Annotated in this window: 22 protein-coding genes; 13 read left to right on the top strand and 9 right to left on the bottom strand. The window is 66.6% G+C overall.

What is annotated here, in order from left to right:
- Window positions 1-192: 192 nt before the first annotated feature.
- Entirely contained in the window at window positions 193-1221 is a 1029-nt protein-coding gene (locus IB273_RS30190; RefSeq protein ID WP_192225710.1) for a DUF5924 family protein, read from the top strand.
- A gap of 78 nt (window positions 1222-1299) precedes the next feature.
- The gene (locus IB273_RS30185) at window positions 1300-2139 is read left to right on the top strand and encodes an acyl-CoA thioesterase (RefSeq protein WP_192225709.1); all 840 of its coding nucleotides are present in this window, start codon (window positions 1300-1302) and stop codon (window positions 2137-2139) included.
- Between the two features lie 175 nt (window positions 2140-2314).
- Here the strand turns inward: IB273_RS30185 and IB273_RS30180 are convergent, their stop codons facing one another.
- Window positions 2315-2656, bottom strand: coding sequence for a zinc ribbon domain-containing protein YjdM (locus IB273_RS30180; protein WP_081519104.1), 342 nt, complete (start codon window positions 2654-2656; stop codon window positions 2315-2317).
- 164 nt (window positions 2657-2820) lie between these two features.
- Here IB273_RS30180 and IB273_RS30175 point away from each other — a divergent pair, with 164 nt between their 5' ends.
- Both IB273_RS30175 and IB273_RS30170 read left to right on the top strand, forming a co-directional pair.
- Window positions 2821-5793, top strand: a complete 2973-nt coding sequence (locus IB273_RS30175; RefSeq protein ID WP_192225708.1) for an autotransporter domain-containing protein — start codon at window positions 2821-2823, stop codon at window positions 5791-5793.
- Window positions 5794-5982: 189 nt separating this feature from the next.
- Window positions 5983-6249, top strand: a complete 267-nt coding sequence (locus tag IB273_RS30170; RefSeq protein WP_192225707.1) for a hypothetical protein — start codon at window positions 5983-5985, stop codon at window positions 6247-6249.
- 51 nt (window positions 6250-6300) lie between these two features.
- On the opposite strand, the gene IB273_RS30165 is transcribed toward IB273_RS30170, so the two are convergent.
- From IB273_RS30165 to IB273_RS30155, 3 genes are all read right to left on the bottom strand, one after another.
- Window positions 6301-6936, bottom strand: a complete 636-nt coding sequence (locus tag IB273_RS30165; protein WP_225610324.1) for a c-type cytochrome — start codon at window positions 6934-6936, stop codon at window positions 6301-6303.
- 170 nt (window positions 6937-7106) lie between these two features.
- A complete protein-coding gene (gene oadA, locus IB273_RS30160) occupies window positions 7107-8921 on the bottom strand; it encodes a sodium-extruding oxaloacetate decarboxylase subunit alpha (RefSeq protein ID WP_081519101.1) in 1815 nt (604 codons plus the stop codon).
- A gap of 11 nt (window positions 8922-8932) precedes the next feature.
- Window positions 8933-10348 carry an acetyl-CoA carboxylase biotin carboxylase subunit gene (locus IB273_RS30155; RefSeq protein ID WP_024766119.1) on the bottom strand — a complete coding sequence of 472 codons (1416 nt, stop codon included), beginning with the start codon at window positions 10346-10348 and terminating at the stop codon, window positions 8933-8935.
- Between the two features lie 227 nt (window positions 10349-10575).
- Between IB273_RS30155 and IB273_RS30150 the strand changes: the two genes are divergently transcribed.
- The gene (locus IB273_RS30150; RefSeq protein ID WP_138213613.1) at window positions 10576-11511 is read left to right on the top strand and encodes a LysR family transcriptional regulator; all 936 of its coding nucleotides are present in this window, start codon (window positions 10576-10578) and stop codon (window positions 11509-11511) included.
- On the opposite strand, the gene IB273_RS30145 is transcribed toward IB273_RS30150, so the two are convergent.
- Window positions 11465-11680 carry a PA3496 family putative envelope integrity protein gene (locus IB273_RS30145; protein ID WP_192225706.1) on the bottom strand — a complete coding sequence of 72 codons (216 nt, stop codon included), beginning with the start codon at window positions 11678-11680 and terminating at the stop codon, window positions 11465-11467. The genes IB273_RS30150 and IB273_RS30145 overlap by 47 nt on opposite strands.
- A gap of 124 nt (window positions 11681-11804) precedes the next feature.
- Entirely contained in the window at window positions 11805-12689 is an 885-nt protein-coding gene (hexR, locus tag IB273_RS30140) for a transcriptional regulator HexR (protein WP_045214017.1), read from the bottom strand.
- A gap of 90 nt (window positions 12690-12779) precedes the next feature.
- On the opposite strand from hexR, the gene zwf reads away from it, so the two are divergent.
- Both zwf and yegQ read left to right on the top strand, forming a co-directional pair.
- On the top strand, window positions 12780-14255 hold the full coding sequence (gene zwf / locus IB273_RS30135) for a glucose-6-phosphate dehydrogenase (protein WP_192225705.1): 1476 nt from the start codon (window positions 12780-12782) through the stop codon (window positions 14253-14255).
- A 220-nt stretch (window positions 14256-14475) separates the two neighbouring features.
- Window positions 14476-15879 carry a tRNA 5-hydroxyuridine modification protein YegQ gene (gene yegQ, locus IB273_RS30130; RefSeq protein WP_192225704.1) on the top strand — a complete coding sequence of 468 codons (1404 nt, stop codon included), beginning with the start codon at window positions 14476-14478 and terminating at the stop codon, window positions 15877-15879.
- Window positions 15880-15977: 98 nt separating this feature from the next.
- On the opposite strand, the gene IB273_RS30125 is transcribed toward yegQ, so the two are convergent.
- Together IB273_RS30125 and IB273_RS30120 are read right to left on the bottom strand one after the other, a co-directional pair.
- A complete protein-coding gene (locus IB273_RS30125) occupies window positions 15978-16685 on the bottom strand; it encodes a DUF3142 domain-containing protein (protein ID WP_151188772.1) in 708 nt (235 codons plus the stop codon).
- A gap of 5 nt (window positions 16686-16690) precedes the next feature.
- The gene (locus IB273_RS30120; protein WP_081519095.1) at window positions 16691-18868 is read right to left on the bottom strand and encodes an outer membrane assembly lipoprotein YfiO; all 2178 of its coding nucleotides are present in this window, start codon (window positions 18866-18868) and stop codon (window positions 16691-16693) included.
- A gap of 243 nt (window positions 18869-19111) precedes the next feature.
- Here IB273_RS30120 and nirK point away from each other — a divergent pair, with 243 nt between their 5' ends.
- The 6 genes from nirK to IB273_RS30090 all read left to right on the top strand — a co-directional run bounded on the left by nirK (window position 19112) and on the right by IB273_RS30090 (window position 23703).
- Window positions 19112-20263: a copper-containing nitrite reductase gene (gene nirK / locus IB273_RS30115; RefSeq protein WP_081519094.1), complete on the top strand. Its 1152-nt coding sequence runs from the start codon at window positions 19112-19114 to the stop codon at window positions 20261-20263.
- 66 nt (window positions 20264-20329) lie between these two features.
- A complete protein-coding gene (locus IB273_RS30110; RefSeq protein ID WP_081519093.1) occupies window positions 20330-21157 on the top strand; it encodes an SUMF1/EgtB/PvdO family nonheme iron enzyme in 828 nt (275 codons plus the stop codon).
- A gap of 65 nt (window positions 21158-21222) precedes the next feature.
- Window positions 21223-21951, top strand: coding sequence for a Crp/Fnr family transcriptional regulator (locus IB273_RS30105; RefSeq protein ID WP_139791608.1), 729 nt, complete (start codon window positions 21223-21225; stop codon window positions 21949-21951).
- Between the two features lie 102 nt (window positions 21952-22053).
- The gene (gene ytfE, locus IB273_RS30100; protein WP_081519092.1) at window positions 22054-22725 is read left to right on the top strand and encodes an iron-sulfur cluster repair protein YtfE; all 672 of its coding nucleotides are present in this window, start codon (window positions 22054-22056) and stop codon (window positions 22723-22725) included.
- Between the two features lie 108 nt (window positions 22726-22833).
- Window positions 22834-23517 (top strand): Crp/Fnr family transcriptional regulator, encoded by a 684-nt coding sequence (locus tag IB273_RS30095; RefSeq protein WP_081519091.1) that lies wholly within the window; start codon window positions 22834-22836, stop codon window positions 23515-23517.
- A gap of 3 nt (window positions 23518-23520) precedes the next feature.
- Window positions 23521-23703: a protein DnrP gene (locus IB273_RS30090; RefSeq protein ID WP_081519090.1), complete on the top strand. Its 183-nt coding sequence runs from the start codon at window positions 23521-23523 to the stop codon at window positions 23701-23703.
- 182 nt (window positions 23704-23885) lie between these two features.
- Here IB273_RS30090 and IB273_RS30085 read toward each other — a convergent pair whose 3' ends face one another.
- A complete protein-coding gene (locus IB273_RS30085; RefSeq protein ID WP_192225703.1) occupies window positions 23886-25733 on the bottom strand; it encodes a nitric oxide reductase activation protein NorD in 1848 nt (615 codons plus the stop codon).
- Window positions 25734-25778 lie beyond the last annotated feature (45 nt).

The following is a 25778-nucleotide window of genomic DNA, read 5'->3' as shown; positions in this document are numbered from 1 at the left end:
GGGCTGAAGGACCGACGCTCGCCGACTGACTCCGTAAATGCCCCAACGCTGCGGACGGCCCCCTCTCCCTCCGGGAGAGGGCTGGGGTGAGGGGCCACGCCCGAGCACCAACCCCCTCCCGTCACTCCCCGTGCCCCGCGCCGACATCCGGGGTTACAATCTCGCCCCCAATCCGCAATGCCTTCCCGCCCCATGCTCATCTGGAAAGAGCGCGTGCAGCGCCTCATCACTCTCGTCCTCGGCCTGCTGCAGAAGTATCCGCGCGTCATCGCCCTGTTCGGTTTCTGCTCCGGCGTCTTCAGCTTCATCATGGTGGACCGCCACCGCGCCGGCTTCGCCCGCGCCATGGCCATCGTCATGCTGGTCAGCTGGATCTGGCTGATGCTGGAGAACCTGCTCACCGATCGCTTCAAACGCCGTTTCGGCTGGGAAGTGCCACCGGGCCTGCTGCGCTACGCGACCCAGCTGATCCACCAGGAAAGCCTGTTCTTCTGCCTGCCGTTCTTCTTCGTCACCACCACCTGGAACAGCGGGCAGGCCCTGTTCACCGGCGTGCTGACGCTGGCTGGCCTCGCGGCGATCACCGACCCGGTCTACTACAAGTGGCTGTCGGTGCGGCGCTGGACCTTCCTCGGCTACCACACCCTGACGCTGTTCGCGGTGCTGCTCACCGCGCTGCCGATCATCCTCCACCTGAGCACCCCGCAGAGCTACCAGGCGGCACTCGGCATCGCCGTGCTGCTGTCTTTCCCGAGCCTGGCGGTCACGGTGAAGATCCACAAATGGTGGCGCTGGTTCGCCCTCGTCGGCCTGACCCTGTCCATCGGCGCGGTGGGCTGGTTCGCCCGCGCCTGGGTGCCACCCTCGACCCTGTGGATGACCGAGATGGCGGTGACCGAGAGCTTCGACAACGCCCAGCGCACCCCCGGCGACAGCCTGGAAACGGTCAGCGTTGCGCAGATCAAGAGTCAGGGCCTCTACGCCTACACCGCGATCAACGCCCCGCGCGGGCTGAACGAGCGCATCTACCATGCCTGGCGGCTGAACGGCCAGGAAGTCGACCGCATCGCCCTCGACATCAAGGGCGGCCGCGAGGCCGGCTACCGCGCCTGGACGCACAAGCAGAACTTCCCCACCGACCCCAGCGGCGACTGGCAGGTGCAGGTGCTCACGGAAGCCGGCCAAGTCATCGGCACCTTGAGGTTCGAGGTCACGCCCTGACCACTCGGTATCCTTGACCCGGCTCGGCGCTTTCCCCTACAAGACCCTCTCCCCAGAACAAAAAGCGCCGAGAGAGTCATGACCGATACCGCCCTGCACCCGTTCGACCTCGCCGTGGCCCTGCAACCTGTGGCGGGCCAGCCCAACCTCTACGAGGGCCACACCAGCCAGGACTACTGGAACATGGTCGGCCCCTTCGGCGGCGTCACCGCTGCGGTCCTGCTGCAGGGCGCGCTGCGCCACCCGCAACTGCTCGGCAGCCCGGTGTCGCTGACGGTGAACTACGCTGCGGCAGTCGTGGCCGGCGCCTTCCAGGTCGAAGCCGTGCCGGTGCGCACCAACCGCAGCACCCAGCACTGGCTGCTGCAACTGACCCAGGCTGATGAAGCCGGCGAGCAGCAGGTCACCACCACCGCCACCCTGGTCACCGCGCTGCGCCGCGAGACCTGGAGCCTGACCGACATCCCCGCGCCGGACCTCGCCCCGCCCAGCGACTTCGAGCCGATGAGCCCCGCCGCCAAGGGGGTGGCCTGGCCCAAGCAATATGAGATGCGCCCGGTCTCTGGTGCCTTCCCCACCCAATGGGACGGCAGCGGCGAGACCAGCCGCAGCCAGCTCTGGCTGCGCGATGCCCAGGACCGCCCGCTGGACTTCCTGTCCCTGGCGGCGATGAGTGACATCTTCTACCCGCGCATCTGGCTGCGCCGCGCCACCCCGGTGCCGGCCGGCACCGTGTCGATCACCACCTACTTCCACACCGACGCCGCGCAGATGGCCGAGGTCGGCAGCGGCTACCTGCTGGGCGACGCCCGCGCCCAGGAATTCCGCAACGGCTTCTTCGACCAGAGCGCCCAGCTGTGGAGCCAGTCCGGCGCACTGCTGGCGACCAGCAACCAGGTGGTTTACTACAAGGAGTGAGCCACTGCTCACCCCGTAGGATGGCGTGGAGCGAAGCGATACCCATCAATTCCTGCAACAGCGAGCGATGGGTATCGCAAGTTTTGCGCTCATCCTGAGCCCTCTCCAAGGCTGAAAACGGCGAACAAAAAAAGCCCGGCACATGGCCGGGCTTTTTTATGGGCAGCGAGAAGGCTCAGACCTTCTTCACGAACTCCGACTTCAGCTTCATCGCGCCGATGCCGTCGATCTTGCAGTCGATGTCGTGGTCGCCGTCCACCAGGCGGATGTTCTTCACCTTGGTGCCGACCTTCACCACCAGGGACGAGCCCTTGACCTTGAGGTCCTTGATCACGCTGACGGTGTCGCCATCCTGCAGCAGGTTGCCGACCGCGTCCTTGATCACGCGGGTATCGCCTTCGGCCTCGCCCGAGCCGTCGGCGGACCACTCATGGGCGCACTCGGGGCAGACCAGCTGGGCGCCGTCTTCATAGGTGTATTCGGAGTTGCATTGGGGGCAGGGCGGCAGCTGGCTCACGGCGATTCTCACACTGGAAACGGTAAAAAGACCGCAGAGTATATAAGGTTTCTCCCGTCCCTGCCCGGCGACGAAGTTGGCAAGGGGCCAGCACCGTTACAAAAGCGTAAGAATCCATCGCTATAAAAGGCGGCCACTTCGATAAGAAAAAGGACGCCCGTACCATGCTGCACAAGCCCTCCCCGCTCGCGCTGAGCATCGCCTTGGTGCTGGCGAGCCTGGCCGCCGAAACCGCCCACGCCGTGCCGGTATCGCCCATCATCAGCGACGCGCAGACCAGCAGCCGCACCCTGGCCAACCAGGACACCCTGACCGTCACCAGCACCGGCAGCCTGGTCACCAGCGGCAAGAGCGTCGACCTCAAGGGCGCGGCCACCGGCAGCGGCGTGGTCATCGACAACAGCGGCCTGATGCAGTCCACCACCGGCCGCGTGGTCGATACCTCCGGCAGCGACAGCACCACGCGCTTCTACCAGATCATCAACCGCGAAGGCGGGCGCATCCTCGGCTACGACGACGCCATCCGCATGAACAATCCGTTCAGCGCCGGCAACGTGCTGGTCGACAACGCCGGCAGCATCTATTCCGCCACCGGCCAGGCGCTGGACTTCGACAAGCTGCAGAGCAATGCCACTGTCACCCTGATCAACCGCGCCAGCGGCGTCATCCACAGCGATGGCAACGACGCCATCCGCCCCGGCGGCAATGCGACGATCACCAACTACGGCGAGATCAGCAGCTCGGACATGATCACCGCCGACACCAAGAACGATGGCATCGACTTCCAGGGCGCCGCGGGCGGCTACGTGGAAAACCACGGCCTGATCAGCGGCGGCCGCCACGGCATCACCACCGATGTCGGCGCCACCCTGATCAACTACGCCGACGGCGTGATCATCGGCCGCAATGGCTCGGGCTTCGGCTCCGACGGCGACGGCACCGTGATCAACTACGGGCGCATCACAGGCTCCTACAACGGGCTGGTTCCGGATGGCGACGGCGACGGTGTGGACATCGATTACACCGGCCACATCGAGAACCACGGCATCATCGAAGGCACCGGCGCCGCCGGCTCCAAGGACGGCTCGCCGAATGGCAGCGAAGGCATCGCCATGGGCGGCGGCACCATCATCAATTACGCCGGCGCAATCATCCGCAGCGTCGACCGCGGCATCCTGGTCGACGACGGCAACGGCAACAGCGGCTTCAGCTCCACCTACCTGGAGAACCACGGCACCATCACCGGCGAGAAGCTCTCCGGCGTGACCCTGTCCGGCGACCTCGACGACACCGTGGTCAACGACGGTCTGATCCACGGCGGCAACGGCGTGGCCCTGGAAATGGGGGGCGGCAACGACAGCCTGGTGCTGCTCTCCGGCAGCCGCTTCGAAGGCCTGGTGGACGGCGGCAGCGGCCGCGACACCGTGACCTTCGACGACGCCGCCGGCGGCAGCTTCGGCAACAGCGCCAACTTCGAATGGCTGGACGTGAAACAGGGCAGCTGGACGCTCTCCAGCACCGACGACTTCAGCGAAGGCGGCGAAGTCTTCAGCGGCGCCAGCCTGAACAACACCGGCAGCCTCCTCGGCACCCTGCAGATCGACCAGGGCGCCACCTACTCGGGCAGCGGCAGCGTCGGCGGGCTGAACGTCGCCGGTACCCTGGTCGCCTCGCCGGCAACCGGTGCCGCCCAGGTGACCGGCAACCTGAACCTGCAGAGCGGCTCGACCCTGGCCTTCGGCGTGGAGCCCAGCGGCGCCCACGCCACCGTGCTGGTGGACGGCAGCACCCGCATCGACGGCTCGCACCTCGCCGTGCAGGCCGGCAGCGGCAACTGGCCGTGGCAGAGCAGCGTACAGGTGATCAGCTCCACCGGCGGCGTCAGCGGCCAGTTCGCCGACGTGAAGAGCAACTTCGCCTTCCTCACCCCGACCCTGAGCTACAGCGCCAACAGCGTCGACCTGCAACTGACCCGCAACGACGTGCAGTTCGGCGACCTGGCCAGCAGCAGCAACGGCCGCAACGCCGGCTCCGCCCTGCAGAGCCAGAACGGCGGTGCGCTGTACAACGCGCTGATCACCAGCGACGCGAGCAACGCCACTTCCGCCCTGGAACAACTGGCCGGCGCCAGCAACGCCAGCCTGGCCGCCGCGACCATCGCCGGCAGCCAGCAGGTCGGCAGCGCCATGCTCAACGCCGTGCGCCAGCTGGGCAGCAACAGCCTGCTGGCAGCCACCGAGCGCAGCGACACACCGATGCTCGCCGCCACCGGCGTACCCAGCGCAGCGCGCAACCTGAACGACCCGAACGCCGCCGGCCGCCTCTGGGTGCAGGGTATCGGCAGCCACGGCAAGCTCGACGAACACGACAACAGCGGCGACCTGCAACAGAACACCGGCGGAACCCTGCTCGGTGCCGACTGGGCGGTGACTCCGGACTGGCGCCTGGGCGTGCTCGGCGGCTACTCGCACACCGACCTGGACGGCAGCGGCGGCGTCTCCGGCGACATCGACAGCTGGCACCTGGGCGCCTACGCGCTGCACCAGAGCGGCCCGCTGGCAGTGCGTCTGGGTGCGGCCTACAGCAGCCATGACGGCGAGAGCAAACGCCGGGTGGAGTTCGACGGCTTCAGTGATCGTCCCAAGGGCGACTACGACGCCGACAGCTGGCAGGCGTTCGTCGAGACCGGCTACGCCATGGGCAGCGGCCGCCTGAGCGCCGAGCCCTACGCACGCCTGGACTACCAGCGCTACGAGCGCGATTCGTACGACGAGAAGGGCGGCGCCGCCGCGCTGCACGTCGACTCCCAGGACCAGGACAACCTGAGCAGCACCCTCGGCCTGCGCATCGCCCGCCTCGACACCCTGAGCAACGGCATGAGCTTCACCCCGCGCCTGGGCCTGGGCTGGCGTCACACCTTCGGCGACATCGACAGCGAAACCCGCCAGTCCTTCCTCGCCGGCGGCGACGCCTTCAGCGTCCAGGGCACCGCGCTGGATCGCAACAGCCTGCTGCTGGACGTCGGCTTCGATATCGGCGTCTCGGCGCGCAACACCGTCGGCATCGGTTACAGCGGGCAGATGGGCAGCAACGCGCAGAACCACGCGCTGATCGCCCAATGGCAGATGGCGTTCTGATCGCGATCCACTGACGAAAAAGCCCGGCGCAAGCCGGGCTTTTTCTTGGGCGTTGTTAAGACGAGAGATTCGGAAATTTCGCGCCCTGTCTCGGAGCCCGACACATAGCCTCAGCGAGCGCCGACGGCAAAGCTTGCCGCCCCGGTCAGCCGACCGGTATCCGCCCAACCTCGATGAGTGAGCACTCCCATGAAAAAGCTTTGCATCCTGATCGCTGCCTGCGCCGTTCTTGCCGCCTGTGGCAAGCATGAGGAACAAGCCTCGAAGACTGCCGTCCCCGCAGCTGCCCAGCAGGAAACCAAGCCTGCGGTCCAACCGGAAGCCAAGCCGGCAGAACCGACAGCCCCTGCTGAACAGACCGCCCCGGCAGAATCGACGGCGCCTGCCGAACCAGCCGCCGCCCCGGTCCAGCCGGACGCTGAAGCAGCCAAGCCGGCCGACGACAAGCAGCAGTAAGCGTCCGCCGTTCAGTCCAACAGCCAGCCGCCTCCGGGCGGCTGGCTGCTTTCAGGGCTGCAGCTGGCTGATATAGGCAGCCAGTGAGGTGATGTCGTCATCGTTGAGCAGTGCCGCCACCGCCAGCATCGGCGAGTCCGCACGGCTCGGATCCTTGTCGCGGTAACGTTGCAGGGCATGGGTCAGGTAGACCTGCGGCTGCCCGGCGATACGCGGGAAGCCGTCGTGCCCCTTGGCCTTCTCGCCGTGGCAGGTGACGCAGACGGTGGCGAAGCGCCGGGCGCCCTGTTCCACCAGCGCCTTGTCCGGCGCCGCCTCCGCGCGGGGCAGGACCTTCTGCTGGCTGAAGTAGTAGGCGATGTTGACCCGCTCGTTGATGCTCAGCAGCTTGGCCGCCTGGTTCATCACGAAGTCGGTGCGCTGGCCGTCGACGTACTTCTCGAAGGCGTCGAAGAGGTACTGCGGGTTCTGCCCGGCCAGGTTGGGGATGTAGTCGCGCTTGCTGTTGCCATCCTTGCCGTGGCACTTGCTGCACAGCAGGATGCGCTCCTGCGCGGCGGTATAGGCCTGCTCGCGCTTGGCCGGGTCCTGCTCCAGGGCGGCAAGCCGATCCATCATCTCCGATGACTGCGCCAAAGCCTGGGTGGCCCCGCACAGCAGCACCCACAACAGAACGACTCTCCCCATCGCCGCACCCTGGTCAGTCAATTTTCCCAGCGTGGAACATAGAGCCTTTCTGAAGGAATTTTCCGACGCAGATCAACCAATGGCGCGACGCCGGAAATCCTCAGGGCAAAAAAAGGGGGAGCATCGTGCTCCCCCGTGGGACTGAACCTTAAAGACCCGTCTGTCCTTGGTCAGCCTTCAATTTCAACCAGGATCTCACCGGGGTTGACCCGGTCGCCCTTGGCTACGTGGATGGCCTTCACGGTGCCGGCGATGCCCGCCTGCACTTCGGTCTCCATCTTCATTGCTTCGGTGATCAGCACGGCCTGGCCGGCCTTCACGCTGTCGCCTTCCTTGACCAGCACATCGACGATGTTGCCCGGCATGGTGGTGCTGACGTGGCCCGGCTCGCTGGCCTGCTTGCGCTTGTTGCCGCCGCCGCCGATGAACTCGTTGAGCGGCTCGAACACCACCTCTTCGGGCATGCCATCCACCGACAGGTAGAAGTGGCGCTTGCCGTCGGTCTTCACGCCGACGCCGGTGATGTCCACGCGGTAGCTTTCGCCGTGCACGTCGACCACGAACTCGGTCGGTACGCCTTCACCGCCAGCAGCGGCCACGCCCTTGCCGTTGGGGATCGGCAGCAGTTCTTCGGGTTTCAGGGTGCCGGCGGCACGCTCTTCGAGGAACTTGCGGCCGATGTCCGGGAACATGGCGAAGGTCAGCACGTCCTCCTCGGACTTGGCCAGGCTGCCGATCTCTTCGCGCAGCTTGTTCAGCTCCGGCTTGAGCAGGTCGGCCGGGCGCACGTCGATGACTTCTTCGTTGCCGATGGCCTGGCGGCGCAGGGTTTCGTCGATCTTGCCCGGCGCCTTGCCGTAGCGGCCCTGCAGGTAGAGCTTCACTTCGTTGGTGATGGTCTTGTAGCGCTCGCCGGCCAGGACGTTGAAGAACGCCTGGGTGCCGACGATCTGCGAGGTCGGGGTGACCAGGGGCGGGAAGCCGAGGTCTTCGCGAACCCGCGGGATTTCCGCGAGCACTTCCGGCATGCGGTTCAGCGCGCCCTGTTCCTTGAGCTGGTTGGCCAGGTTGGAAATCATCCCGCCCGGAACCTGGTTGACCTGCACGCGGGTATCCACGCCGGTGAACTCGCTCTCGAACTGGTGGTACTTCTTGCGCACGGCGTGGAAGTACATGCCGATTTCCTGGATCAGCTCCAGGTCCAGGCCGGTGTCGAACGGGGTGTCGCGCAGGGCGGCAACCATCGACTCGGTGCCCGGGTGGCTGGTGCCCCAGGCCATGCTGGAGATGGCGGTGTCGATGCGGTCGGCGCCGTTTTCCACAGCCTTGAGCTGGCACATGCTGGCGACGCCGGCGGTGTCGTGGGAGTGCACGACCACGTCCAGCGGCAGCGCATCCTTGAGCGCCTTGACCAGCTCGCCGGTGGCGTAGGGGGTCAGCAGGCCGGCCATATCCTTGATGGCGATGGAGTCCACGCCCATGTCGGCCATGGCCTTGCCCTGGGCAACGAAGGCGTCGATGGTATGCACCGGGCTGGTGGTGTAGGCGATGGTGCCCTGGGCGTGCTTGCCGGCGGCCTTCACGGCCTCGATGGAGACGCGCAGGTTACGCACGTCGTTCATCGCGTCGAAGATGCGGAACACGTCGATGCCGTTGACCGCCGCCTTGGCGACGAAGGCACGCACCACGTCATCGCTGTAGTGGCGGTAGCCGAGCAGGTTCTGCCCGCGCAGGAGCATCTGCAGGCGGGTATTGGGCAGCGCGGCCTTGAGCTTGCGCAGGCGCTCCCACGGGTCTTCCTTGAGGAAGCGCACGCAGGCGTCGAAGGTGGCGCCGCCCCAGACTTCCAGCGACCAGTAGCCGACCTGGTCGAGCTTGTCGCAGATCGGCAGCATGTCTTCGGTGCGCATTCGGGTCGCCAGCAGCGACTGGTGGGCGTCGCGCAGGATGGTATCGGTGACGGTGACTTTCTTGGAAACGGTCATGTACGAATTCCTCACAGGCCAGCGTGGGCGGCAATGGCGGTAGCGATGGCGATGGCCAGGTGCGACGGGGTGCGCTTGATGGAGTACTGGGTCAGTTCCGGGTGGCTTTCGACGAAGCTGGTGTTGAACTGGCCGTTACGGAATTCCGGGTTCTTGAGGATTTCCTGGTAGTAGGCCGCGGTGGTCTTCACGCCCTGCACGCGCATGTCGTCCAGCGCACGCAGGCCACGGTCCAGCGCCTCTTCCCAGGTCAGCGCCCAGACCACCAGCTTCAGGCACATCGAGTCGTAGTACGGCGGGATGGTGTAGCCGGTGTAGATCGCCGTGTCGGTGCGCACGCCAGGGCCGCCGGGCGCGTAGTAGCGGGTGATCTTGCCGAAGGACGGCAGGAAGTTGTTCTTCGGGTCTTCGGCGTTGATCCGGAACTGCAACGCGAAGCCACGGTGGATGATGTCTTCCTGCTTGACCGAGAGCGGCAGGCCGGAGGCCACGCGGATCTGCTCGCGGACGATGTCGATGCCGGTGATTTCCTCGGTGATGGTGTGTTCCACCTGCACGCGGGTATTCATCTCCATGAAGTACACCTCGCCATCGGCGAGCAGGAACTCCACGGTGCCGGCGTTCTCGTAGCCCACGGCCTTCGCCGCGCGCACGGAGAGGTCACCGATGTAGGCACGCTGCTCGGGGGTGAGCTGCGGGCTGGGGGCGATCTCGATCAGTTTCTGGTTGCGGCGCTGGATCGAGCAGTCGCGCTCGAACAGGTGCACGGTGTTGCCGAAGGAGTCGGCGAGAATCTGCGCCTCGATGTGCTTTGGGTTGACGATGCACTTCTCGAGGAAGACTTCCGCGCTGCCGAAGGCCTTGGTGGCCTCGGAGATCACGCGGGGGAAATTCTGCTCCAGCTCTTCGCGGCTGTTGCAGCGGCGGATGCCGCGGCCGCCACCGCCGGAGGTGGCCTTGAGCATCACCGGGTAGCCGATGCGTTCGGCTTCGGAGAGGGCTTCGGCCAGATCGGCGACGTTGCCTTCGGTGCCGGGGGTGCAGGGCACGCCGGCGGCGATCATGCTGCGGCGCGCTTCGGTCTTGTCGCCCATGCGGCGGATGACTTCCGCCGACGGGCCGATGAACTTGATCCCGCGTTCGGCGCAGATATCGGCCAGCTCGGCGTTCTCGGAGAGGAAGCCGTAGCCCGGGTGGAGGGCGTCGCAGCCGGTTTCCACCGCCAGGTTCACCAGGGCGCGGGGGTTCAGGTAACCCGCCAGCGGATCGGCGCCCAGGCTGTGGGCTTCGTCGGCGCGCTTGACGTGCAGGGCGTGACGGTCGGCATCGGAATAGACGGCCACCGAACGGATGCCCATCTCGGCGCAGGCGCGCACGATCCGGACAGCGATCTCCCCACGGTTGGCGATCAGGATTTTCTTGATCACTGCGGCTTTCCCTCGGCCCGGGCCTTTTGGACCCCGGCGTAAAAACCCATCGGCAGCTCCGGTCGCGGCAGCTGGCTCTCTCGGCCGGAGCGGGTTCCGGCGTGTTTTTACCCTAGCGCGGGAGGGAGGATTAACCAAAATCAATAATTATTGGGGTAGCCATAAAGAATGCTTTATAGTTGAGCGGAAATGTCGCGATCAGGCCGTGTTCTATGCGTAAGTCATTGATGCGTATGACCCTTCGCCAGCTGCAGGTTTTTCGTGCGGTGTGCGAAAGCCGTTCCTACAGCCGCGCCGCGGAGGAAATGGCCCTGACCCAGCCGGCGGTCAGCCTGCAGATCCGCCAGCTGGAAGAACTGGTCGGCCAGCCGCTGTTCGAGTACATCGGCAAGAAGCTCTACCAGACCGATGCCGCCGACGCCCTGCTGCGCGCCACCACCGACATCTTCCAGCGCCTGGAAGTGCTGGACATGAACCTCTCCGATCTCAAGGGCTCGCTGCAGGGCCAACTGCGCCTGGCAGTGGAATCGAGCGCCAAGTACATCACCCCGCACCTGTTCGCCGCCTTCCACGCGCAGCACCCTGACGTCAGCCTGAACCTCACGGTGGTCAACCGCGCCCAGGTGATCAAACGCCTGTCGGACAACCGCGACGACCTGGTGATCATGTCCCTGGTGCCGCAGGACATGGCGCTGGAGTTCCTGCCGTTCCTGAACAACCCCATTGTGGCCGTGGCGCCGCCGGACCATCCGCTGTGCAACGCCGCGAAGCTTTCGCTGAAGGACCTGGAGCCCTACCCGCTGCTGATCCGCGAGCCCGGCTCGGGCACGCGCAAGGCCTGCGAGGAACATTTCCAGCAGAAGCGCGCGCACTTCCCGCAGACGCTGGAGTTCGCCTCGCTGGAAGGTTCACGCGAAGGAGTGCTGGCGGGTCTGGGACTGGCGCTGCTGCCGCGCCACGCGGTGAGCCGCGAACTGCAATCCGGGCTGCTGCATGAGCTGCCGGTGGAAGAACTGCCGCTCTACCGCAGCTGGTGTCTGGTGCACGCCCGCGGCAAGCGCCTGAGCCCGGTGGCCCAGGCGTTCGTCGCCTTCATCCGTGAAGAGCGGGCGCTGATCAGCCAGCTGGCCGAACGCTTCGCCGGCCCGCCTTCGCCGAAGTGAGGTAGGCGGTCGCGATCAGGTCGGGGTAATCGGAGGTTTCGAGGGCGAGGCGCTGGGCCTCCATGCGGTCCTCGATGGCGCGACGGAACTGCATGCGGCGCTGGTCTTCGAGCTTGCGGCGGGTCTTGCTATCCACTTGGAGCTGGGTGTCGTCGATATGGCGGGGCATCTCGCATCTCCCAAAGCCTAAGGGCTGGAGACGCCAGCATGCTGACGACGGATGACCGTTTGACGACGTGGTGGTGAAGCCCCGGTGACGCCGACGGGCGGTCGGCGACACCGTCAGGGACGGATCAGGACGCCTCTTCCGGGCGCTCCTCATGGTTCTTCACCACCTTCGGCGACAGGCGCAGGCTGCGCAGGCTGCGCTTCACGCTCTTGAGGTGATTCACCAGGTCCGGGCCGCGGGCCATGGCCACGCCCATCGCCAGCACGTCGATCACCACCAGGTGAGCGATACGCGAGGTCAGCGGGGTGTAGATATCGGTGTCTTCGTGGACATCCACCGCCAGGTTCACCGTGGCCAGGTCCGCCAGCGGGGTCTGGCTGGGGCACAGGGTGATCAGCGTGGCACCGGCTTCGCGCACTAGGTTGGCGGTCACCAGCAGGTCCTTGGAGCGACCGGACTGGGAGATGCAGATCGCCACGTCCGAGGGCTTCAGAGTCACCGCCGACATGGCCTGCATGTGCGGATCGGAGTAAGCCGCCGCCGACAGCAGCAGGCGGAAGAACTTGTGCTGGGCGTCCGCTGCCACCGCGCCGGAGGCGCCGAAGCCGTAGAACTCGACGCGCTGGGCATGGGCGATGGCCGCGATGGCGCGCTCCAGGGCGTGGGTGTCGAGGTTCTCGCGCACTTCCATCAGCGAGTGCAGGGTGGTGTCGAAGATCTTCAGGCTGAAGTCCGCCACCGAGTCGCTTTCGTTGATCGAGAACTGGCCGAAACTGGCGCCGGCGGCCAGGCTCTGCGCCAGCTTGAGCTTGAGGTCCTGGAAGCCGGTGCAACCGATGGCGCGGCAGAAGCGCACGATGGTCGGCTCGCTGACGCCCACGCTGTGGGCGAGGTCTGCCATGGAGCTGTGCATGACCGATGCAGGGTCCTGCATCACGTGATCGGCAACCTTGAGCTCCGACTTGCGGAGCAGATGACGCGACTGGGCAATGTGCTGCAAAAGGTTCACAGGGATAGGCTCGGTGATAGTTGTCTGAAATTTATGTAGTCTTGTTGTAGTTATACTACAAAACTAACCGCCACGCCCAGGGAATAAGTCTTGAATACGCCCGCCAGCCTTAGTCTTCCCAGCTCCTGCGACATTCTGGTGTTCGGCGGCAGCGGTGACCTGGCGCTGCACAAGCTGCTGCCGGCGCTCTACCACCTGCACCGGGAGAATCGTCTGCCGGCCGACACGCGGATCTTCGCCCTCGCCCGCAGCCAGCGCGACAACGCCGCCTACCTCGCCCTGGCCGAACGCAACTGCCGCGCCCAGGTGGCGCGCAGCGACTTTTCCGCCGAGGCCTGGCGCAGTTTCGCCCAGCGCCTGGAATACGTGGCGATGGACGCCTCCCAGAGCGCCGACTTCGGTCGCGTGGCCAAGGCCCTCAAGCGCACGGAGGGCCGGGTGCTGGTGCACTACCTGGCCACCGCACCGAGCCTGTTCGCGCCGATTGCGCAGAACCTGAAGATTGCCGGTCTCGCCGGGCCGCTGGCGCGCATCGTGCTCGAAAAGCCGCTGGGGCATTCGCTGGAGTCGGCGGTGGCGATCAACCAGGCCATCGGCGAAGTATTCGACGAGTCGCGGGCGTTCCGCATCGATCACTACCTGGGCAAGGAAACCGTGCAGAACCTGATGGCCCTGCGCTTCGCCAACACCCTGTTCGAGCCGGTGTGGCGCAACGGGCACATCGACCACGTTCAGATCACGGTCAGCGAAACCCTGGGCGTGGAGAACCGCGGCAGCTACTACGACCATGCCGGGGCCATGCGCGACATGGTGCAGAACCATCTGCTGCAGCTGCTCTGCCTGGTGACCATGGAGGCGCCGGTGCGCTTCGACGCCGAAGCGGTGCGCAACGAGAAGGTGAAGATTCTCCAGGCGCTCCGGCCGATTTCCGGACAGGACGTACAGGACAAGACCGTGCGCGGCCAATACACCGCCGGGCACATCGGCGGGCAGGAAGTGCCGGCCTACTGGTTCGAGAAAAATGTCGACAATGACAGCGATACGGAGACCTTCGTCGCCGTTCAGGCAGAGATCGACAACTGGCGCTGGAGTGGCGTGCCGTTCTACCTGCGCACCGGCAAGCGCATGGCGAAGAAGTGCTCGGAGATCGTCATCCAGTTCAAGCCGGTGCCCAACAGCCTGATCGGCAGCGGTGCCGGCGCGGCCAACCGCCTGTGGATAAGACTGCAGCCGGAGGAGCGCATCAGCGTGCAGCTGATGGCCAAGACCCCCGGCAAGGGCATGCAGCTGGAACCGGTGGAGCTGGACCTCAACCTTGCCCAGGCCTTCAGCACCAACAAGCGCCGCTGGGACGCCTACGAACGCTTGCTGCTGGACGTGATCGAGGGCGACTCGACGCTGTTCATGCGCCGCGACGAGGTGGAAGCGGCCTGGAGCTGGGTCGACCCGATCATCAAGGGCTGGCACGAGCACTACCTGAGCCCGCGCCCCTACCCCGCCGGCAGCAACGGGCCGGAACCGGCGCAGACGCTGCTGGAGCTGCAGGGGCGGCGCTGGCTGGAGTGATGCACCGAGCCGATCTCACCGGATGAACACGACGTAGGATGGGTGGAGCGCAGCGATACCCATGCTGCCGGCGCGAGGTATTGATGGGTATCGCTTCGCTCCACACCATCCTACGAAGAGCCTGACGGCGCGGATAGCGCATCCGTTGACCTCGCTCAGCACGCGCAGCCCGCGGATTTCCTAGAGTGGCGGCCTTTTTCCCACTACCCGCTGCGCCGCCATGTCCCCCACGCCGTTTTCCCCCGAACTGCTCTGCCCCGCCGGCTCGCTGAAGAGCCTGCGCCACGCCTTCGCCTATGGCGCCGATGCCGTCTACGCCGGCCAGCCACGCTACAGCCTGCGGGTGCGCAACAACGAGTTCGACCACGCCAACCTCGCCACCGGCATCCACGAGGCCCACGCCCAGGGCAAGCGCCTGTACGTGGTGGTCAACATCGCCCCGCACAACGCCAAGCTGAAGACCTTCCTGCAGGACGTGGAGTCGGTGATCGCCCTTGGCCCGGATGCGCTGATCATGTCCGATCCCGGCCTGATCATGCTGGTTCGCCAGCATTTCCCCGAGGTTGATATCCATCTCTCGGTGCAGGCCAATGCGGTGAACTGGGCCAGCGTGGAGTTCTGGCGCCAGCAGGGGCTCAAGCGGGTGATCCTGTCCCGCGAGCTGTCGCTGGAGGAAATCGGCGAAATCCGTGAGCGCGTGCCGGGCATGGAGCTGGAAGTCTTCGTCCACGGTGCGCTGTGCATGGCCTACTCCGGGCGCTGCCTGCTGTCGGGCTACATCAACCGCCGCGACCCCAACCAGGGAACCTGCACCAACGCCTGCCGCTGGGAATACCAGACCCACGCCGCCCATGAGGACGAGCTGGGCCACGCGGTGCGCAACGTCGAACCGACCCTGGGCATCGGCGCGCCGACGAAGGAAATCGTCCTGCTCGAAGAAGCCAACCGCCCCGGCGAGCTGATGGAGGCGTACGAGGACGAGCACGGCACCTACATCATGAACTCCAAGGACCTGCGAGCCATCCAGCACGTGCAACGTTTGACGCAGATGGGTGTGCATTCGCTGAAGATCGAAGGTCGGACCAAGTCCCACTACTACGTCGCGCGCACTGCCCAGGCCTACCGCAAGGCCATCGACGATGCCGTCGCCGGGCGCGCCTTCGACCTCGGCCTGATGGACACCCTGGAGTCCCTCGCCCACCGCGGCTACACCGAGGGCTTCCTGCGCCGCCATGTGCACGACGAGTACCAGAACTACCAGTACGGCCACTCGCTGTCCGAGCGCCAGCAGTTCGTCGGCGAGTTCACCGGCGAGCGCCGAAATGGGCTGGCCGAGGTGCGGGTGAAGAACCGTTTCGAGATGGGCGACAGCGTCGAACTGATGACCCCGGCGGGCAACCGCACCTTCCGCCTGCACGCGCTGGAGAACAACCGCGGCGAATCCATCGGCGTCGCGCCCGGCGACGGGCATGTGGTCTACCTCCCACTACCCGAGGAGCTGGACCTGCAATACGCGCTGCTGATGCGCAACCTGAAGGGCGGCTCGACCCGCGATGCGCGGGAACCGGCGGCAGCCGGCGGTTGCGGGAGCGATTGCGGAAAGTGCGGGTGTGGCGGGAACTGACTGACCGCCGGAGTTTCCCTGCAGGAGCGGGCCATGCCCGTGATCGCGCCCGTGGGGCGCCCCTGCAGGGGAGCCCTGCGCAATTCCGACCTGCGCTGCTAAGGGTTCTGCAGGAACACCACATACCCCCTGAACCACCGGCTCTTCGCCAGGTAGGCCGGTGCCTGCCATTCCCCGTATTGCGCCAGTCCGATGCGGAAGGGCAGTTGCAGGCGCGCCACGCGCGGCAGGTAAGCCTGGTAGTTGGGGATGGTCTGGCGCCCCTGGTAGGTCTGTACCACCACTTCGTCCACCACGCCGGCCAGGCGGTTGATGGTCTCAGGCGCAGCGTTGCTGCCCCAGTCCATCAGCCCGGTGATGCTCAGCTTGCAGCCCGCAGGCAGGCGCGTGCGCAGGTCCTGGAGGAAGTCGACGTACTCGTTCAGGTAGCGCGTGCGCGCATCGAAGTCGATCTGCACGCCGACCACCGGATTGCCGGCGGCTCGCCAGCGCCGCAGTTGCGAGAGCAGGGTGCGGTAGATGTCTTCGTTCCAGCGCAAGGTGTGGGCGCGGTAGACCACCCACACCTCGCCCTGTTTCAGGCGCGGGATGGCGATGCCCTGGGCGATCAGCCGGGCGCGACCATCGCTATGGCGCGGCGCGCTGACCTGCCCCTGCAGGACGTAGAGAGTGCGTGCCTGGGCCAGCACGGGCTGGGGCGCGACGCCGCTCCAGAGCCAGAACGCGTCGTGGTCCGCGGCGTCCACGCCGGCCGCCGGGGCGTTGCCCGCGAGCAACGCCAGCGCCAGGGCCAGCACGCGCCGCACGGGGCTTACCAGTAGTACTTCAGGGACTTCGCCCAGGGCGTGGCGGAGTACTGGCCCTTGAGGGTGCGGAACCACTGCTTGCGCTGCGACGGGGCGATGTCCTGGCTGCCGCAGCCGTTATAGCCGCTGGGCGCGAAGCAATTGATGGCGCGGAACAGCGCGTAGGCGCGGTCCTCTTCCACGGCCTGCTTGTCGGCGATGACCTTGAGGTAGCCGTCCATGCGCGAGTAGGCCGTCCCGGGGAACAGCGATTCGCCGCCGCCCAGTTCGCGCTCGCTGGGCTGGGTATCCAGCGGGAAGCCGTCCAGGCCGTTGCGCAGGATGAACTCGCCGAGGCAGTTCAGCGCCTTGGGCGGCTGCGGGCTCTGCAGCAGGTCGCGGGCGACGTCGACGATGGCCGGGCATTCGTAGCCGCTGTCGTTCTTGCCGCCCGGCCACTGGAACAGCGACAGCGGCATGCTGCCGTAGAGGTAGCCGATGCTCGCGCCCAGCGGCTTGCCGCTGCCGTCGGTGGGCAACAGCGCGAGGTCGTCGATATAGGCCTGGTACTGACCGTGCAGCAGGTCCTTGTAGAGCAGCGCGAACAGCGCGGTATCGCGCTCCTCCACCGAGATGCTGGTGGATTTCGCCTGCTGGCGCAGCAGGTCGGGGCCGGCGACATGGCGCAGGAGAATCTCGCGGATGATCGGCGTATGCACCGGCGAGCCTTCGGCGAAGACCTTCACCAGACGGTCGCTGCGCTCGTAGTTGAAAGCCAGCGCCAGCTCCAGCTGTTCGCGCTGCAGCGGTTGCTCGGCGAGCGGCAGCAGGCGTAGCCAGAGCTTCTCGGCGGCGATCCAGTCATTGCCGGCTTCCAGGGCGAAGCCCCGCAGGGCCTGCTGGCTGAAGGCAAGGTAATCGAGCTTGGCCGGTAGCTCTTCGGGCAGGGATTTCAGTGCCTCGGCGGGCTTTTCCTCGACGTACAGCAGGAAGGCCGCCGTCAGGTAGTCGTGCAGGCCGGGGTACTTGGCGAACAGGTCCTTCTGCGCGGCCAGCCCGGCGGCGTCGAGGGCGCGGGGCTCGTTGGGTTCGTGGTGGCGCATCTGCATCAGGTCGAGCACCGCCAGCAGGCGCGCGTCGCGCACGTCGGCCGGATGGGCGGTGACCAGCAGCTTGTTGTCGACTTCCTGAACCAGTTGGGCGAGGTCATCGGCATCCTCGCGGGCGAACAGTTCGGCGTACTCGCCAGCCAGTCGGCTTTCATCGCTCATCAGCCAGTAGACGCGGCGCGTCAGGCCCTTGGCCGAAGCGCTGTACCGGCCCTGTGGATAAGCCTTGAGGTAGTCGCCCAGCGCAGTGTCGGCCTGGGCGAGGATTTTCTTGTCGACCTTGCGCAGATCCGGGTAGCCCATCTCGTCGAAGGCGTTCTGCTGCGCCTGGTTGAGCAGGGCACGGGCGACCATGTAGCGCGAGGTTTCCTTCAGCCAGGGCTGGTCGCTGTCCTGCAGGGCGCGGAAGGATTTCAGCGCGTCGCCGAAACGCCCGCTGTAGAAGTCCGCGGCGCCCTTGAGGTAGCTGCGGTAGGCCAAGGCCTGCGCGCTCTGCAGGTCACCCGGCAGCAGCACGCTGAGCTGGGTTTCGTCCCACTGGCAGGCGCCCAGCAGGGTCAGGCGCGCGCGGGCCAGGTCCTGGCGTTCGGCGGCGGAAAGGCTGTCGACCAGCAACAGCTGGCTGAGGAAGTCCTGGGCGGTGCCCGCGTTGTTGCTGCGGCAGCGACTGCCTTCGCCGCTGGCGAAGCTGTCCGCGGAGGATTGCACGGCATCCGCCGGCAGGCCAATACGCGCGGCGAGGTCGGCCAGCGGTGCGGTGCTGGCAGCGCTGGCGCTGTCGGTCGAATCCCCTGGCGCGGCACCTTCCAGCCAGCGCGCCAGCGGGAACGGCACCTGGCCGTAGCCCAGTTGCTGCTCATCGTCGGTCAGCGCGCGATTGGGAATGCTGGCCTGGCCGGCGTCGGCCAGCAGCAGCTGCAGGTTGACCCGGCTGTCGTTGCCCGGGCTGAGGAACGGCAAGCTGTTGCACACGTCCAGCGAGTCGCGCTTGAGGTTCCAGCTCGGGTAGCAGGAGTCGTCGCTGCTCGCGCGCGCTTCCTGCACGCCAAGGCAGCCGGTGATCAGGGCCAGCAGGGTCAGTCCGTACAGACGCATGAATGATCCTTGTCCGTTGCAGCCCGCACGCCGGGCCGGAATTCAGAGCAGGAAGAATCTTACCTCGCCGCGCCCGGTCTTGCCCGCCTGCATGGGTACAAGACTGTAAACGCGATCTACCGCACAACAGAGCCTGCGACACGTTGTCCAGCTGATTCCTTCTTTGTTCCGGCTCAAAGAAGGAATCTGCCGACCGGGTATTTCTGTAGCCAACGACAGTTCGTCGATTACGGAGAATTACCCATGTTTGATCAGGAAGAAATTTCGCTTTCCCGCCGCACCCTGCTGGCCGGCGCCGTGGTGCTGGGCGTTACCGGCAGCATGCTCGGCAGCGGAAAGGCCATGGCCGACGGGGAGGCAGCGCCGAAGAACATGGGTCCGGCCCTGGACCTCTCGAAGCTGGAGCACGTCCAGGTCGAGCTGGTCGCTCCGCCCTTCGTCCATGCCCATGAACAGCGCGCCAAGGGCAAGCCCAAGGTCGTGCAGTTCCGCATGGTGATCGAGGAGAAGAAGCTGGTCATCGACGACGATGGCACCGAGATCCACGCCATGACCTTCAACGGCTCGGTGCCCGGCCCGATGATGGTAGTACACCAGGACGACTACCTGGAGCTCACCCTGGTCAACCCGGCGACCAACACCCTGACCCACAACATCGACTTCCATGCCTCGACCGGCGCCCTGGGCGGCGGCGCGCTGACCATCATCCAGCCCGGCGAGGAAGTGAAGCTGCGCTTCAAGGCCACCCGCCCCGGCGTGTTCGTCTACCACTGCGCTCCAGGCGGCGCGATGATCCCGTGGCACGTGGTCTCGGGCATGAACGGCGCGATCATGGTGCTGCCGCGCGACGGCCTGAAGGACCGCGAAGGCAAATCCCTGAAGTACGACAAGGTGGTCTACATCGGCGAGCAGGACTACTACGTCCCGCGTGACAAGGACGGCAAGTTCAAGCGCTACGGCACGCCGATGGAAAGCTACAACGACATGCAGGAAGTCATGAAGGGGCTGATCCCCAGCCACATCGTGTTCAACGGCAAGGTCGGCGCCCTCACCGGCAAGAACGCGCTCAAGGCCAACGTCGGCGAGACCGTGCTGATCGTCCACTCCCAGGCCAACCGCGATACCCGCCCGCACCTCATCGGCGGCCATGGCGACCACGTCTGGGCCACCGGCAAGTTCCACAACCCGCCGGAGGAAGACCTGGAAACCTGGTTCATCCCGGGCGGCGCGGCCGGTGCGGCGCTGTACACCTTCCTGCAGCCGGGCCTGTACACCTACCTCAACCACAACCTCATCGAGGCTGTGCTGCTGGGCGCTGCGGCGCACATCCAGGTCGAAGGCCAATGGAACAATGACCTGATGAGCCAGATCCAGCCACCGACTGCGATCAAGTAAGCCCCCGAGGCCGGCCCATCCGGGCCGGCCCTTTCCCCCTAATCGATACCGGCGACCAGGCAGACCATGCGCAAGACCATCCTGATCGGCGTACCCGCCGTACTGCTGCTGGGCGGGGCCCTCCTCCTGCTGCGGCCTCAGTACGCACCAGAGCTAGCACCACAAACCGTGCGGCTCGAGCCCCGCGACTTCGACTTCCGCCCGGCGGGCGACTACTGGCTGGAGAAGCAGGCGGTGGATGCGCCGTCGCAGCGTGAACACCTGTCCCCGCGCTTCGAAGTCATGAAATTCCAGGTCAGCCAGGGCGAATACGCCCGCTGCGTGGCCGAGGGCGATTGCCTGGCGCTGGACAACCTGGCACTGGACAACAGCGCTCCCCGCGACGACCTGCCCCTGACCGGTGCCAGCCTGCTGGACGCGCAGCTCTACGCCGACTGGCTGTCCAAACGCACCGGCCAGCAATGGCGGCTGCCGACCGACCGCGAGTGGGCCTTCTTCGCCGGCACGCGCTGGGCCGACGATGCCCTGCGCATCGAAGACGATGATGGCAGCAACCCTGCCCGACGCTGGCTGGCGCGCTACCGCCTGGAAGCGGAGACCCGTACCAGCGCCTCGGCGCTGCCCCAGGCGCGCGGCAACCACGGGCTGAACGAATACGGCGTGGCCGACCTGGGCGGCAACGTCTGGGAGTGGACACAGAGCTGCCACCAGCGGGTCAACCTCGACGCGCAGGGCACCCAGACCCACCGCGCCGAGTACTGCTCGATCCGCATCGCCGAAGGGCGCCATCGCGCGGCGATCAACGACTTCGTCCGCGATGCCCGCGGCGGCGGCTGCAGCGCCGGCCAGCCACCGGACAACCTCGGTTTCCGCCTGGTCAGAGATATCCCTTGATTCCCCTCAAGTTTCGCTGCAGCGCTTAACCGTTATGCTGCGGCGAACCGACGGGAATCACTGCCGTGACCGCTGATATCTCGCTGAACCGCGCCTGGCTGGGCAGCTTGCCGCCATTCGCCAACAGCAGCCGCGAGGAACAGGACGACATCCTCCGCCAGGCCAGCATCCTGCGCCTGAACAGCGGCGTGGCCGTGTTCGAGCAAGGCTCGCCGGCGACCAGCTTCTACCTGCTGGTGCACGGCCGGCTCAAAGCCACCCAGCTCACCGGCGACGGCCAGCGCGTGCTGGTGCGCGTGGTCAATCCGGGCGATCTGTTCGGCTTCGTCCGCGCCCTCGGCCGGCGCGACTACCCCGCCACCGCCACGGCCAGCCAGGACAGCCTGGTCCTCGCCTGGCCCACCGGCCAGTGGGAACCCCTGCTCGCCCGTCACCCCGGCTTCGCCCTGAACACCGTGCAGGCCATCGGCGAGCGCCTGCAGGAAGCCCACGTGCGCTTCTGCGAACTGGCCACCGAAGAGGTCGAACGGCGCGTCGCCCACACCGTGTTGCGCCTGGTGCAGCAGTCAGGTCGACCGGAGGCCGACGGCATCCGCATCGATTTCCCGGTCACCCGCCAGGACATCGCCGAGATGACCGGCACCACCCTGCACACCGTCTCGCGCATCCTGAGCGCCTGGGAAGACCGCGGCCTGGTGGTCGGCGGCCGGCAGAAGCTGCTGGTGTGCAACCCGCAGCAATTGATGCGGGTCGCCGGCGGCGACGAGCGGGAAGTGGTGCACGAGGGCGCTTGACTGCAATCAAGGAGACCGGCGCGCCGCTTTCCCTAGACTCACCACCACCACCACCGCCACGACGACTGCGGCCGCCGTGCCCCACTCCACCCGAGGCCCGCCATGACCGACAACCTCACCGAGCGCACCCTGAGCGACCTGGCCTTCAGCCTGCCGGGCAGCTCCGCGCTGTTCCACGACTACAAGCTCGACTTCTGCTGCGCCGGCCAGCGCAGCCTGGGCGAAGCCGCCAGCGAACAGGGCCTCGACGCCCAGCGCATCGCCGCCGAACTGCAGTCGCTGCCGCCTGCCAACGACCAGACCGACTGGCGCCTGACCAGCAACGACCAGTTGATCGACCACATCCTCGAGCGCTACCACAAGGTCCATCGCGAACAGCTGCCGGCGCTGATTCCGCTGGCCGAGCGCGTCGAGAAGACCCATGCCGCACATCCGCAATGCCCGGCCGGGCTGACCGCGCACCTGAAGAAGATGCAGGAAGAACTGGAATGGCACATGTGCAAGGAGGAAAGCGTGCTGTTCCCCTGGCTGCGCCAGGGCATCCCGCTGACCCACGTGCAGGGCCCGATCGGCGTGATGCGCCATGAGCACGACGAACACTCGCAATCCCTCGCCGCGCTGGCTGACCTGACCGACGACCTCACCGTGCCGGCGGACGGCTGCAACAGCTGGCGCCGGCTCTACAGCGGCCTGGAAGAGCTGCGCCGCGACCTGATGCAGCACATCCACCTGGAGAACAACCTGCTGTTCCTGGGCGCCAACCACCCGGCCTGAGTGCCGGACCGGGAGCCAGGAGGGCGACCAGTGACAGCTTGTCTCACCACGCTGCCCAGCGGCATCGCGCATACTGGCGGGATTGTCCCCGCCCAGGAGCGCTCCGCCATGCTCGCGCATCGCGTCCACCACCAGATTCTGTGCGGCCACCATCTGTTCAACGTGCTCAACGAAGAACAGCTGGAGCAGCTGCTCGCCACCAGCACGCTGCTCAACCTGGAGAAAGGCGACAAGCTGTTCCTCCAGGGTGAGCCGGCCCACTCCTTCTATTTCGTGATTTCCGGTGCGGTGAAGATCTACCGCCTGACGCCGGAGGGACAGGAAAAGGTGCTGGAGGTCGTCGGCAGCCGGCAGACCTTCGCCGAAGCCATGATGCTGATGGACACCTCCGACTACGTGGCCTCGGCCCAGGCGCTGGAGCCCACGCAGGTCTACCGCTTCGCCAACCGCACCTACATGGAGTTGCTGCACAGCAACCCGCAGCTGCCCTTCTCCCTGCTCGCCACTCTCTGCGTGCGCCTGCACCGGCGGATCAACGAGATCGAGACGCTGTCGCTGAAGAACTCCACCCACCGCGTGGTGCGCTACCTGATCACCCAGCTCAACCGCCATGGCAACCAGGACGGCCGCTTCGAACTGCCGATGGCCAAGCAACTGGTGGCCGGGCACCTGTCGATCCAGCCGGAGACCTTCTCCCGCGTGCTGCGGCGACTGATCGACGAGAAGATCATCGACCTCAACGGCCGCACCGTGCAGGTGCTCGATGTGGCGCGGCTGGAACAGTTCGAGTAAGCCATGCGCCAGTGCCTGTACTGCCAGCACGAGAGCCCCGAGGATGCTGCGGACTGCCCGCAGTGCGGGATGCCCCTGCCGGTGGACCAGGAACTGGCGAAGCAACGCAGACTGCGGCGCTTCGCCTGGTACTGCGCCATTCTCGCGGTGTTCTGCGGGGTGATGATGGTGTGGTTGCCGCGCTGATTCCCGCTTTCCGCCGCTACCTGTGAACACCCTGTAGGGCGCATAACGCCCCAGGCGTTATCCGCCGCGGCGGATGAAGCGTCCCGCTTCATTCGCCCTACGTCCCCAAACTGACCCCGTGGTTTCACCCTGTAGGAGCGGGCCATGCCCGCGATCGCGCGCAGGGCGCGCCCCCACAATGGTCAGCCCTGCCGGCGGGTGAGCTGCCGGTAGAGCTGCGGCAGCTGAACTGGCAGCTGCGCCGGATCGTTGATCAACAGGTAACCCTGGCTGCCGAACAGGTGCGGCAGGTAGTCGGCCGCCTCGCGGTCGATGGTGATGCAGAACGGCACCAGTCCGGCACGGCGGGCTTCCAGCACTGCCTGGCGAGTGTCCTCGACGCCGTAGCGCCCCTCGTACAGATCCAGGTCATTGGGCTTGCCGTCGGTGAGGATCAGCAGCACTCGCTGGCGCTCCTTGCGTTCCAGCAGGAGCTGCGTGGCCCGTCGGATCGCCGCGCCCATACGCGTGTAGTAGCCCGGCCGCAGCGCGCGGATGCGCCCGCGCACCACATCGTTGTGGCGCTCATCGAAGGTCTTCAGCTGGGTCAGGCGCACCTGCTGGCGGCGCAGCGAGGAGAACCCGTACAGGGCGAACCGGTCGCCCACCGCCTGCAGCGCCTCGCCGAACAGCAGCAGACTGTCGCTGATCAGGTCGATCACCCGGTGGTCGTTGTCGATGTGCGCGTCGGTGGACATCGACAGGTCCGCCAGCAGCAGGCAGGCAAGGTCGCGGCGGGTCTGCCGGCGCTCGAGAAACAGCCCGGGCTCGCTGCAGGCGCCGAGGCGCCGCTCGACGCTGAAGTCCAGCCAGGCTTCCAGGTCCAGCTCCGCGCCCTGGGGTTGCCGGCGCAGCCATTGGGGCTGCTGGCGCAGGCTCTCGAACTGCCGGCGCAGGCGCCGCGCAATGGGCGCCAGTGAGTCCGGCAGCGGCGCCGGAACGGCATCGCGGGGCAGCATCGGCTGCAGACAGACGTGGTCGTCGATCAGTTGCTGGCGACGGTAATCCCATTCCGGCAGGCGAATGCCCTCGCCCAGCGGCACGTCGTCGAAGTCGGCGGCCGGCAGGTCGAGGTCGAGCTTCAGCCCGCCGCCCTTCTTCTGCCGTTGTCGGGACATGCTCAGGTGATCGAGGTCGTCGGCGACCTTCGCCGCGTCGAGGTCCTCGCTGTCGTCGCCGGCGCGATCCAGTTCGATGTGCTCGGACCAGCTGAACAGGTTTTCCAGGCGGAACAGCAGCAGGCCGCCGCGACCGGGGTCCTGCTCGACCCGCTCGGCGCGCTTGCGTGCCAGGCCCTTGGCTTCGCTGTGGGCGGAGCGGCCGTGCTCGTCGCCGTCGATCAGGTCGGTGTGCTGCGGCGCGGCCAGTCGTTGCGGCGGGTAGAGCCACAACGGCACCGGCCACGGCGCCTTTTCACTGCGTGGCAGGCGCTCGACGCTACCCGGATCGCGCAGCGCCCGTTGCAGCGCCAGCTCCAGTTCCGCTTCCGCCGGTGGCAGATCAGCGGGGTCGGGACGCAGGCCGAGCAGCGCTTCCACCAGTCGACGGTAGCGCGGGCGCAGCAGCGGGTAGCGCTCCAGCACGGCGCAGGTCCAGGCCTGGTTGTCGCGCGCCCAGTGGCGCATCGGCTGGCTGTGCGCGGCCAGCAGCGCCAGCCAGCGGTAGAGCTCGTGGTTCAGTTCGGCGTCGGGGTATACAGCCAACTGCGCGGGCAGGCGCAGGGAATCAGCGTCGAACCAGGCCACCGGCAATTGCTGGCAGGTGCCGGCCACCTGCTGCAGCAGGCTGCGGCGCACCAGCAGTTCGCGGGCGCTGGCCGCCTCCACGCCGACCCCGGCCTCGCCGCCGGTGCCGCGGAACAGCAGCAGCAGGCTGCGCCGCACTTCCTCCAGGCTGACTGCCGCCTCTTCGAACTCCGGGCTGGCGCGGCGCGTGATGAAGCGGTGCCAGACGCGGCCGAAGCTTTCTTCGATTTCGAGGTGGATGGTCATGGCGCCCCCTGCAGAACGAAAAAAGGGCCCGCCGCAAAGCGGTCG

The sequence above is a fragment of the Pseudomonas sp. PDM19 genome (genome assembly GCF_014852215.1).
Taxonomy (GTDB): domain Bacteria; phylum Pseudomonadota; class Gammaproteobacteria; order Pseudomonadales; family Pseudomonadaceae; genus Pseudomonas.
The sequence above is the reverse complement of the archived record's forward strand: the minus strand, read 5'-3'. Positions and strand labels throughout refer to the sequence as shown.

What these genes read in the sequence shown, in the direction of transcription:
- IB273_RS30190 (WP_192225710.1), top strand. Translation starts at nt 193, where the DNA reads ATGCTCATCTGGAAAGAGCGCGTGCAGCGCCTCATCACTCTCGTCCTC.
- IB273_RS30185 (WP_192225709.1), top strand. Translation starts at nt 1,300, where the DNA reads ATGACCGATACCGCCCTGCACCCGTTCGACCTCGCCGTGGCCCTGCAA.
- IB273_RS30175 (WP_192225708.1), top strand. Translation starts at nt 2,821, where the DNA reads ATGCTGCACAAGCCCTCCCCGCTCGCGCTGAGCATCGCCTTGGTGCTG.
- IB273_RS30170 (WP_192225707.1), top strand. Translation starts at nt 5,983, where the DNA reads ATGAAAAAGCTTTGCATCCTGATCGCTGCCTGCGCCGTTCTTGCCGCC.
- IB273_RS30165 (WP_225610324.1), bottom strand. Translation starts at nt 6,936, where the DNA reads ATGGGGAGAGTCGTTCTGTTGTGGGTGCTGCTGTGCGGGGCCACCCAG.
- oadA (WP_081519101.1), bottom strand. Translation starts at nt 8,921, where the DNA reads ATGACCGTTTCCAAGAAAGTCACCGTCACCGATACCATCCTGCGCGAC.
- IB273_RS30150 (WP_138213613.1), top strand. Translation starts at nt 10,576, where the DNA reads ATGCGTATGACCCTTCGCCAGCTGCAGGTTTTTCGTGCGGTGTGCGAA.
- IB273_RS30145 (WP_192225706.1), bottom strand. Translation starts at nt 11,680, where the DNA reads ATGCCCCGCCATATCGACGACACCCAGCTCCAAGTGGATAGCAAGACC.
- yegQ (WP_192225704.1), top strand. Translation starts at nt 14,476, where the DNA reads ATGTCCCCCACGCCGTTTTCCCCCGAACTGCTCTGCCCCGCCGGCTCG.
- IB273_RS30120 (WP_081519095.1), bottom strand. Translation starts at nt 18,868, where the DNA reads ATGCGTCTGTACGGACTGACCCTGCTGGCCCTGATCACCGGCTGCCTT.
- nirK (WP_081519094.1), top strand. Translation starts at nt 19,112, where the DNA reads ATGTTTGATCAGGAAGAAATTTCGCTTTCCCGCCGCACCCTGCTGGCC.
- IB273_RS30110 (WP_081519093.1), top strand. Translation starts at nt 20,330, where the DNA reads ATGCGCAAGACCATCCTGATCGGCGTACCCGCCGTACTGCTGCTGGGC.
- ytfE (WP_081519092.1), top strand. Translation starts at nt 22,054, where the DNA reads ATGACCGACAACCTCACCGAGCGCACCCTGAGCGACCTGGCCTTCAGC.
- IB273_RS30095 (WP_081519091.1), top strand. Translation starts at nt 22,834, where the DNA reads ATGCTCGCGCATCGCGTCCACCACCAGATTCTGTGCGGCCACCATCTG.
- IB273_RS30090 (WP_081519090.1), top strand. Translation starts at nt 23,521, where the DNA reads ATGCGCCAGTGCCTGTACTGCCAGCACGAGAGCCCCGAGGATGCTGCG.
- IB273_RS30085 (WP_192225703.1), bottom strand. Translation starts at nt 25,733, where the DNA reads ATGACCATCCACCTCGAAATCGAAGAAAGCTTCGGCCGCGTCTGGCAC.